The organism is Cytophaga sp., from assembly GCF_051961495.1.
Classification (GTDB): Bacteria; Bacteroidota; Bacteroidia; order Cytophagales; family Cytophagaceae; genus Cytophaga.
Genome location: NZ_JBQCDF010000088.1, coordinates 1 through 9926 on the forward strand (window position 1 = coordinate 1; position 9926 = coordinate 9926).

The 9926-nt window shown below is 40.9% G+C and carries 9 protein-coding genes; 6 read left to right on the forward strand and 3 right to left on the reverse strand.

Going from position 1 to position 9926, the window contains the following annotated elements; translation table 11 throughout:
* Positions 1 to 665, forward strand: a 665-nt coding sequence (locus ACTHJT_RS03940; protein ID WP_440236503.1) for a hypothetical protein, incomplete at its 5' end; no start/stop codon positions are given.
* Positions 666 to 1082: 417 nt separating this feature from the next.
* Here ACTHJT_RS03940 and ACTHJT_RS03945 read toward each other — a convergent pair.
* From ACTHJT_RS03945 to ACTHJT_RS03955, 3 genes are all read right to left on the reverse strand, one after another.
* Positions 1083 to 3326 (reverse strand): penicillin-binding protein 1A, encoded by a 2244-nt coding sequence (locus ACTHJT_RS03945; protein ID WP_440236505.1) that lies wholly within the window; start codon positions 3324 to 3326, stop codon positions 1083 to 1085.
* 153 nt (positions 3327 to 3479) lie between these two features.
* Positions 3480 to 3995: a TlpA family protein disulfide reductase gene (locus ACTHJT_RS03950; RefSeq protein WP_440236507.1), complete on the reverse strand. Its 516-nt coding sequence runs from the start codon at positions 3993 to 3995 to the stop codon at positions 3480 to 3482.
* A gap of 126 nt (positions 3996 to 4121) precedes the next feature.
* Positions 4122 to 4946, reverse strand: a complete 825-nt coding sequence (locus tag ACTHJT_RS03955; protein ID WP_440236509.1) for a M48 family metallopeptidase — start codon at positions 4944 to 4946, stop codon at positions 4122 to 4124.
* Positions 4947 to 5009: 63 nt separating this feature from the next.
* Here ACTHJT_RS03955 and ACTHJT_RS03960 point away from each other — a divergent pair, with 63 nt between their 5' ends.
* The 5 genes from ACTHJT_RS03960 to ACTHJT_RS03980 are packed head-to-tail and all read left to right on the forward strand — an operon-like array spanning position 5010 to position 9803.
* Positions 5010 to 5621 (forward strand): fumarylacetoacetate hydrolase family protein, encoded by a 612-nt coding sequence (locus ACTHJT_RS03960; RefSeq protein ID WP_440236511.1) that lies wholly within the window; start codon positions 5010 to 5012, stop codon positions 5619 to 5621.
* Positions 5608 to 7515, forward strand: a complete 1908-nt coding sequence (locus tag ACTHJT_RS03965) for a M23 family metallopeptidase (protein ID WP_440236513.1) — start codon at positions 5608 to 5610, stop codon at positions 7513 to 7515. Before ACTHJT_RS03960 ends, ACTHJT_RS03965 begins: the two co-directional genes overlap by 14 nt.
* Positions 7512 to 7961 (forward strand): thioredoxin-dependent thiol peroxidase, encoded by a 450-nt coding sequence (bcp, locus tag ACTHJT_RS03970; RefSeq protein WP_440236515.1) that lies wholly within the window; start codon positions 7512 to 7514, stop codon positions 7959 to 7961. The genes ACTHJT_RS03965 and bcp overlap by 4 nt, the downstream gene beginning before the upstream one ends.
* A 13-nt stretch (positions 7962 to 7974) precedes the next feature.
* Positions 7975 to 8817, forward strand: a complete 843-nt coding sequence (locus ACTHJT_RS03975; protein WP_440236517.1) for a transketolase — start codon at positions 7975 to 7977, stop codon at positions 8815 to 8817.
* A 29-nt stretch (positions 8818 to 8846) separates the two neighbouring features.
* Positions 8847 to 9803 (forward strand): transketolase family protein, encoded by a 957-nt coding sequence (locus ACTHJT_RS03980; protein ID WP_440236519.1) that lies wholly within the window; start codon positions 8847 to 8849, stop codon positions 9801 to 9803.
* Positions 9804 to 9926: the final 123 nt, after the last annotated feature.

Genomic DNA, 9926 nt, shown 5'->3' on the forward strand with positions numbered 1-9926 from the left:
ATTTTGGTTCTGAAATTACCGGATTAATGAGTGTTGCAGCTCAAAGCACCAGACTCACCATACAGTTTCCGGCCAGCAATTTCAGTGTTAACAGAGTATATGGCTATCCGTACAAACTTGTTGGCGATAAAATTTATATTGATTTAAAAGAAGTACATCCGGGTGAAGCAAATGGAATACTGATCAAGTTTGTAACAACCACCGCTCCAACCGGGCCTGTAAATTTTACGACGGATGTTTCCTATGTAAGCTCCATCCAGCAGCACCAGATGTTCAGCATAGAAAAAGTAAACACGCTAACTCCGGCCACAGATAATAACGACTGTAATACACATTACAATGATACAGTACTCGAACGAACTGTCTATTATTCTTCGCATTATTTAATGGAATCTGCCGTAAAGGATGTTGACAATAATAACCTCGCCAGCGCAAAGAAAAAACTGCAACAAGGTAAAGATGCTATTAATGCCAGCCCGAATGCCAAAGACTCTCCGTTGCTCAATAGCCAATACCAGGCAATAGATTCGTACGAAAAGGATTTAGAGAACTGGAATACCAAGAGTGAAGCGCATAAAAAACACATCCAAAAAAATGCCCACTATCACAATTACAAAATCCGGAAGCAACGTGCCAGCTGTACCAGCTGTCCTACTTTTAAGTAGATCTATAGGCTGATTAATTAAGAATATGTTACGATATTTTCTTCGGGGACAAAAGCCACCAATTAAATATCCATTGAAAAAAAATTGCTGCAGGAAGTCCGATAATAACATTAAACATAACAAACATCATATCAGGATTGCCGCACTGACCGTCAGACGGAGGATATAACATATCACGCAGCCACATAAGAATAAATGGGTAAATCAATATAATCAATATCGAGATACTCATAGTCGTTCCTTTATTGTAGTTACTGCATGCTCTGCATAATAAAGTAACCAGCAATGGTACCAATAAATACAACAGGAAAAATAAATAAGATAAATAATCTATATAGTCCATATTCAGTAAACTCAATAGCATAGATAATGACGTCGGAAAAATTCCGACGTCATTATCTATACTTATTTTTCCAGTCAGAAACCATCATACACTTCTTTCTCTTCCGGCTCTGGTGTTTCTTCCGGCAGCATGCCATCATCCAGCAGATTTCCTTTTTCAGAAGTAACGGTTGCTGAATTACCATCCGGTTTTATAAACGTGGATGCCGGATAGCCAACCTCACCGTTTTTCTGTACACCCTGCATATAATACGCCCATACAGGCAATGCCATACGCGCTCCTTGTCCGTAGGTCATGGTACTGAAATGAATTACACGTTTTTCACCACCAACCCATACACCGGTTACCAGGTTTGGCGTGATCCCCATAAACCAGCCATCGGCAGACTCCTGTGTTGTTCCGGTCTTACCGCCAAGTTCTCCCTGGATATTGAATTTCCCTCTAAGGTCTACGGAAGTACCGCCTGCCTCTTCCACAGATCCTTTCAGCAATTCAATCATATTGTATGCTGTTTCTTCATTAATCACATGTCTGCTGGTGGTATTGAATTCTTCGAGGATATTGCCGTATTTGTCTTCAATGCGTAATAAGAACTGCGGCTGCACCCAAATTCCTTCATTCACAAATACACTGTAAGCGTTCACCATTTCAAAAAGTGTTACATCACCTGTTCCCAGACAAAGAGAAGGCGTTGCTTCAAGCTGGCTCTTAATACCCATGCGTTTTGCAAACGATACCAGTGAGTCGGGTCCTACGAGATTCATCAACTGTGCGCTGATCGAATTCACAGAACGTGCCAAAGCCTGACGTAATGTAATTTCTTCGTTTGAGAATTTACCGTTACTGTTATTGGGTGTCCATGGCTGTCCGCCCGGAACAGGAATGCTGATCGGTGCATCCGGGAATTTAGAATCCGGTGTCAGTCCTTTTTCTTCCATGGCATACGCATATAAAATAGGCTTGAATGTAGAACCCGCCTGGCGCTTACCCTGGATAACATGATCAAACGGATAGTAAGCATAATCGATATTTCCTACCCATGCACGCACAAAACCATTTTTAGGATCCATGGAGAATAAGCCGGTACGCAACATTTTCAATGAATGACGAATAGAATCAATCGGCGACATAACTGTATCAACACGGCCATGCCAGGTAAATACCTCCATCGGTATTTTCTTTTTCATCTCAACCATGATGAGACCTTCATTGCCATTCAATTCTTCACTGAATTCTTTATAATGCGAAGTAGTCTTTGCCAAACGTTTTACCAGATCAGGATCTGATTTCGTCCACGGGTCGCTCTTCGACCAGTTCTTATTAAATTCTTTTTGTAAAAAACTCATATGCTTTTTTACAGCCTCTTCAGCCGCAGCCTGCATACGTGTATCAATTGTTGTATAGATTTTCAAGCCGTCTTCATACAAATGCATGTCGTGTTCTTTGCACCAGTTGAACATGATTTTCTTCAGGTAATTTCTGAAATGCGGTGCCAGGCCGGATGATTCACCGTCGTCCTGAAACTTCAGGCCCAAAGGTTTTGTTTTTGCAACCGTTGCTTCTGCCGTTGACAGATACTCATATTTAGCCATCTGGTCAATCACAGTGTTTCTGCGGTTCAGCGCTCGCTCAGGCTTTCTGCGCGGATTGTAATAAGAAGGCCCTTTTAACATACCAATCAACAAACTCGCTTCCTGCAGCGTCAACTCTGAAACATTTTTACCGAAATATTTCTTTGCCGCTGATTTAATTCCATAGGAATTATTTCCGAACTCAACGGTATTCAGATACATCAATAAGATCTCCTGCTTGGAATACGATTTTTCCAGCTGAATGGCAATGAACCATTCTTTGATTTTATGTACGATGGTATTATCCAGTACGCCGGTATATTCTTCTGAACGTCTTAAGCTGAACAGATTCTTAGCCAGCTGCTGGGTCAGTGTGCTTGAACCTCTTTTCTTACCAAGTAACAACGACGGAACAATCGCAACAATCCCTTTCACATCAACGCCTGAATGATCGTAAAATCTTGAATCTTCTGTTGCCAGCAAGGCATTAATCAACACCGGAGGCAATTCTTTATAGACAACATCTGTACGGTTTACTTCATTATAAAATTTCCCCAGAATTTTCCCATCACTTGAATACACAATAGACGCCTGATCACTTTCCGGATTTTCCAATACATCAATGCTGGGCAGCGCACCAAATAAATTGAATGGGTTCCAATATACTACCAGTAACAAAAATACAATACCAAAAAAGAATGATGCCGCTCCAATCCACAGCCAACGTAAGATCTTTGTATAATTCATAAATGCATTAAGATTCAATAGACATTATAAATACTTCTTCCGTGCAAGTTATACAAAAAAAAGCCTCCGAAGAGGCTTGGGTTAAATATTTTATGATTAAAACAGATAAGGATTGATGGCTTGGTTCTGAAATCCTTGATGGATTCCTTCGGTTTATTCTTTCAATAATTGACGGATCAATGTTTCTGCCTCCGGTGTAGATGGAGCCGGAGCATTCAGATAAGCAATCTTTCCGTTTTTGTCAACCAATACAAATCTGGGTATAAAGCTTATGCCATAACGATCCGCAACACGTTCTTCATACCCATCACGGGAAATAAGCTGTACGCCGCTCATGCCCTTTTTCTTTACCAGTGATTTCCAGTCGTCTATATTTTCTTCACTATCAACAGATACATACATAAAAACAATGCTGTCGTTACCTACGAACTTTTCCTTAAGCTTTTTTGAGTGCGGCATTTCTGCTAAACACGGACCGCACCAGGTAGCCCAGAAATCAATGTAAACAACCTTCCCTTTGAAATCAGTCAGACTTACCTTCTTCCCATCAATGCTTTCCAGTGTAAAATTCGGAGCAACCGGACGCTCATTTACATCTGCGATAAAGGAGCTCAGGACACACATACATATTGTTACCAGCAGTACCAGCGGATTTTTACTTTTTTTCATAGAATCAGCAATTAGTTATGACAAAGGTCTAACGAAAACAATGCCACAAATTTTATATAATGCTCAACAAGGCCGGGAGAAAGAAAACAGAGCAGATATTCGGATATACCTGCTCTGTTTACAATTTTATTTAGGTTTATAATATTTCATGGCTTCCGGTAAAAACGCTTCAAGATCCGCTACACGTCTTGCATCCGAAGGGTGCGTAGACATGAATTCAGGAGGAGCTTGTCCGCCCGATACAGCACTCATGCGTTTCCAGAAGTCTACAGCAACATGTGGATCATAACCGGCCATTGCCATGAATACAAGCCCCATTTTATCTGCTTCTGATTCATGTTTTCTGCTGAATGGCAAAATCACTCCATATTGCGCTCCTGCACCATAAGCAACATCAAACAATTGTCTGGTAGCAGCAGATTTATTAGACAATGCAATATCAATAGCTTCACCGCCTGCCTGTGCAAGAATTCCCTGGCTCATCCTTTCATTGCCATGATGGGCAATTGCATGGGCAACTTCGTGCCCCATTACTACAGCCACACCATTTTCGTCAACACAAACAGGTAATATAGCTGTATAAAAAGCTACTTTACCGCCAGGCATACACCAGGCATTTACCGTAGTATCATTCTGGATCAGATTAAACTCCCAGTTATAGCCTTCCAGCTCCTTGCTTCTGCCCTGTTCTGCCATGTATTTCTCTACGGCAGTTTTGATGGTATTACCAACACGCTTCACCATGGCTACCTGTGTCTGATTCGTGCTTAAAGGTCCTTGTTTAATCACTTGCGCATACTGCTCGCTACTCATGGCAATCATTTGTGATTCAGGAATAAGACTTAATTGCGAACGGTTTGTTACCGCAACACGCTTACACGCAACAATCGACAAACTGCTACCAACCAAAAGCAATGCGCTAAACAGGAATATTTTCTTACTTATCCACATAATATGTTATTTTAAATTCAAATATAAGATTTTTGCATTTGGAAAAATGCCCTTAGTGAATATATGAAAATTATCGGAATCGGACGAAATTATTCTGAGCATGCAAAAGAATTAAATAATGCATTGCCAGCTGCTCCTATTATCTTTTTAAAACCAGATACTGCGTTGTTAAAAAATAATGAAGCTTTTTATTTTCCTTCGTTTACAAAAGATATTCACCATGAAATTGAACTCGTTGTTAAAATTTCAAAAGAAGGTAAAAACATCCAGGAAAAATTCGCGCATAAATACTATGATGAAATAGGCTTAGGCATTGACTTTACAGCGCGTGACCTGCAACAGCAGGCAAAAGAAGAAGGTTTGCCATGGACATTGGCAAAAGGATTTAATGGTTCCGCACCTGTTTCAGAATTTGTTTCCAAAGCAGATTATGCCGATATTCAGAATATATCCTTCTCGTTGACCATTAACGGAGAAGTACGCCAATCAGGAACTACAGCCGACATGGTTTTTTCCATAGATTATTTAATTTCATACATCTCTCAGTTTATTACGCTGAAAAAAGGAGATCTGATCTATACCGGAACACCTAAAGGTGTTGGTTCCATTAAAGTTGGCGATACCTTGGAAGGATTTTTGGAAAACAAAAAAATGCTTGCTTGTGAAATTCGCTAATAAAATACTTTCGTTTCTTTTACTGACATCATTATCTCTTTACACTAGCCATGCGCAAGTGAAAAGCGCTTATCCGCAGGATTATTTTATGTTTCCGATCAAACCCGGGCAACGTAATTATCTTTCGGCCAACATGGGTGAGTTAAGACCCAATCACTTCCACAGCGGTATTGATATTAAAACCGACGGACAGATCGGCCTCTCTGTATATGCAGCAGCGGATGGTTATATCTCCCGGCTGCGTGTATCCACTTACGGTTATGGTAATACACTTTACATCACGCATCCCAACGGACTGGTAACTGTTTACGCGCATTTAGACAAATTCAATGCTGCTATAAATGCCTATGCGCTCGAACAGCTATATGGCATGCAGCAAACCGATATTGATATTGTCATTCCTCCGAATACATTGATTGTCAAAAAAGGTGAAATTATTGCGAAGTCAGGAAATACAGGCGGCAGCGGCGGCCCCCATTTACATTTTGAGATCCGTGATGAAAAAGAAAATGTTTTAAACCCAGCGTTGTTTGGTTTCAGCGAAATTGTTGACAACATCAAACCATCTTTCAGCAAAGTGGCGATACGTACTATGGATATTGATGCACGGGTAAACGGAGATCTGGGAAGGGCGGAATTTACTGCACAGCAGGTCGCAACCGGCAAGTTCTCTCTCGGCTCTGCACCTATTACTGCAAACGGATTGCTTGGCATTGAAATCAAGGTCTTTGATAAAATGAACGAAACGCACAATGTATATGGAGTCAACTGCATTGAATTGAAGGTGGATGGCAAAGAAGTTTTTTATCATAACCTGGAAACCTATCCGTTTCATGACAGCCGCTATATCAATGTACATATTGATTACGAAACGTATATTCTGAAAAGGCAATATTTCGAGAAGTGTTATGTAGCAGATGGCAACAATTTAAGTTTCTACTTAATGAATCCTTTGAGCGGCAAGATTTCAATCCGCGATACCCTTACCCACAAAGTTGAAATTAAAATCTACGATTCAAGAGGAAATAATTCTGTATTGAATTTCAATATAAAAGGACAGCAGCAGCAACTTGCAAAGATTGTAAGAACAGCAACACCATCTCCTGATTTTAAAGTGTATGAAAATACATTAAAGATCATTGGTCCTGCAGCCTACACAGGTCCTGCGAATCTGTACTGCAAAGGAAAAGTAAAAGTATTTCCGCCGGCTTACTTCATTAACACGGCACCGGTTTATCTGGTTGACTTGCGCAGAACCCTGCCCGATTCATCTGTTGCCGGCAGCTATAAATATGTATACGATTTCGTGGAAATGGTACCGCCAGGCAAACGAACCGTAAAAGTGGATAACTTAAGTCTGCGATTTTCAGACACCACTCTTTTTGATACACTTTATTTACGGGTAAAGAAACATCTAATTATCAACGGAGTAGAGACTTTTGAAATAAATAACCCAACGGAACCTGTGTTTGGGCCAATAGGCGTAATATTTTGTCCGGAGATGGCGCAGAATAAAAACGACCGTTGTTATTTTTACAATATAAACAACTCGTCTTCAGGTAAATATGAAGGCGGTGAATGGGATGCTGACAGTCTTGTCCACAACCTCAAATACCTGGGGAAATTCACTGTACAGAAAGATTCTGTTCCGCCTGTAATTACCTACAAATCAAATACAACAAAACGCATTAATTTTAGTATTTTTGACCGCGGTTCGGGAATTGATTCGATAAGAGCAACCCTGAACGGCGCATGGGTAATGATGCATTACGAACACAAATCAGGTTTGATATGGTCTGAGTTTCTGCATGCAACAGATGTGTTAAAAGGAGAGTTTATACTGGAAGTAACCGATAATGCCGGTAATACCTCTCTTTATAAAAAAGTATTATGATATTAACGGTTGGCGATAAAGCCCCTGTATTTAAAGGAATCGATCAAGACGGCAATACCATCAGCTTAAAAGATTTTGCCAGTAAAAAAGTGGTCTTATACTTTTACCCGAAAGACGATACACCCGGCTGTACCAAGCAGGCATGCAACCTGAGAGATAACTACCAATCCCTGTTAAAGGCTGGTTATGTGGTTCTGGGAGTAAGCACCGATAGTGGGAAATCACATCAGAAGTTCATTAAAAAATTTGAACTCCCTTTTCCGCTTATTGCTGATGAAGACAAGAGCATTCATGAAAAATATGGCGTATGGGGCGAAAAATCCATGTATGGCAAAACATTTATGGGTACACTTCGCACCACATTTGTGATTGATGAAAAACTCAACATCGAAGAAATAATTTCAAAAGTAAAAACAGACGATCATACCGCACAAATTTTAAAATAGAAAATCAATAATCATGTCAGAATACACAGAACTGAAAAAAATTTCCTCTCAGGTTAGAAGAGATATTGTACGTATGGTACACGGCGCAAAAGGCGGTCATCCGGGTGGTGCATTAGGCTGTACCGATTTATTAGTGCTTTTATATTTCAAATTGATGAAGCATGACAAAAATTTCAAGATGGATGGTATCGGTGAAGATATCTTTTATCTTTCCAACGGACATATTTCAGCAGTTTTATACAGTGTACTGGCACGTGCAGGTTATTTCCCGGTAGCAGAGCTTGTTTCTCACCGCAAGATCAATTCACGTTTACAGGGCCACCCTACTCCGCACTCACATTTACCGGGTGTTCGTATGGCTTCAGGTTCATTGGGACAGGGCTTATCTGTAGGCTGTGGAACAGCACAGGCAAAGAAATTAAATAAAGACGATCGTTTTGTATATGTATTGATGGGCGATGGTGAACAGCAGGAAGGCCAGATCTGGGAAGCTGCCATGTATGCACCGCACAACAAACTGGATAATTTAATCGGTTTCGTAGATTACAACGGTCAGCAGATTGACGGTCCGTGTGATAAAGTATTATCATTAGGAGATCTTGAAGGCAAATACAAGGCATTCGGCTGGAATGTGATTACATGCGACGGTCATGACTTTGCATGCCTGGAAGAAACCATCTTGAAAGCACAGGCAAACAGAGGCTCCGGCAAACCAACCATGATCTTAATGAAGACAGAAATGGGTTACGGTGTAGATTATATGATGGGCTCACACAAGTGGCACGGTACTGCACCAAACGATGCGGAATTAGCCTCTGCATTGGGCCAGCTGGAAGTTACACTTGGCGATTATTAATCCATTCCTATTTAAAGAAGATTACAACAATGAAAAAATATACATTTACTGAAAAGAAAGATACACGTTCCGGCTTTGGTGACGGGATGACTGAATTAGGAAAAACAAATCCGAACGTAGTTGCTCTATGTGCTGATTTAACTCCTTCATTGAAATTAAACGATTTTGAAAAACAAAATCCTGAGCGCTTTTTCCAGATCGGTATTGCTGAAGCAAACATGATCAGCATGGCTGCAGGTATGACGGTTGGCGGTAAAATTCCGTTCACGGCAACGTTTGCAAACTTCTCTACAGGCCGCGTGTATGACCAGATCAGACAATCAGTTGCATATTCTGAGAAGAACGTAAAAATCTGTGCGTCACACGCAGGTTTGACTTTAGGTGAAGATGGTGCAACACACCAGATTCTTGAAGATATCGGTTTGATGAAAATGCTTCCGGGCATGACTGTTATCAATCCATGTGATTACAATCAGACAAAAGCTGCAACGATTGCGATTGCAGATCACCAGGGCCCGGTATACTTACGTTTCGGCCGTCCGGCGTTGCCAGTATTTACAGATCCGAACCAGAAGTTTGAGATCGGTAAGGCATGGATGGTAAACGAAGGTACAGATGTAACCATCATCGCTACAGGCCATATGGTATGGGAAGCGATCCTTGCGGGTCAGCAGCTTGAAGAACTGGGCATCAGCGCGGAAATCATCAACATCCATACAATCAAGCCAATTGATGAAGAAGCAATTTTGAAGTCTGTTGGTAAAACAGGTTGTGTAGTAACAGCTGAAGAACACAACATCTTAGGCGGTTTGGGCGAAAGTGTTGCGCGTGTATTGGCAAGCAACCTCCCTACTCCGATTGAGTTTGTAGCTGTGAACGATACATTCGGCGAGAGCGGCACTCCGGATGAATTGATGGAGAAATACGGTTTGAAAGACCGTCACATTGTTGAAGCAGTTCAGCGCGTGATGAAAAAAAAGAAATAATTGATTGCTGTTCGGGATTTGTAATCCCGAACTCAGATTTTAGAGATTTGTAATTTCTATGTATTTTAAAACAGGATTATAAATCCTGTTCATCTGGCTTCGGAATTGCAAATTCCGAAGAGC

Bases quoted from the DNA above. Each gene is read 5' to 3' on its own strand.
- bcp (WP_440236515.1), top strand. From the start codon at position 7,512: ATGATATTAACGGTTGGCGATAAAGCCCCTGTATTTAAAGGAATCGAT.
- ACTHJT_RS03975 (WP_440236517.1), top strand. From the start codon at position 7,975: ATGTCAGAATACACAGAACTGAAAAAAATTTCCTCTCAGGTTAGAAGA.
- ACTHJT_RS03945 (WP_440236505.1), bottom strand. From the start codon at position 3,326: ATGAATTATACAAAGATCTTACGTTGGCTGTGGATTGGAGCGGCATCA.
- ACTHJT_RS03980 (WP_440236519.1), top strand. From the start codon at position 8,847: ATGAAAAAATATACATTTACTGAAAAGAAAGATACACGTTCCGGCTTT.
- ACTHJT_RS03950 (WP_440236507.1), bottom strand. From the start codon at position 3,995: ATGAAAAAAAGTAAAAATCCGCTGGTACTGCTGGTAACAATATGTATG.
- ACTHJT_RS03960 (WP_440236511.1), top strand. From the start codon at position 5,010: ATGAAAATTATCGGAATCGGACGAAATTATTCTGAGCATGCAAAAGAA.
- ACTHJT_RS03955 (WP_440236509.1), bottom strand. From the start codon at position 4,946: ATGTGGATAAGTAAGAAAATATTCCTGTTTAGCGCATTGCTTTTGGTT.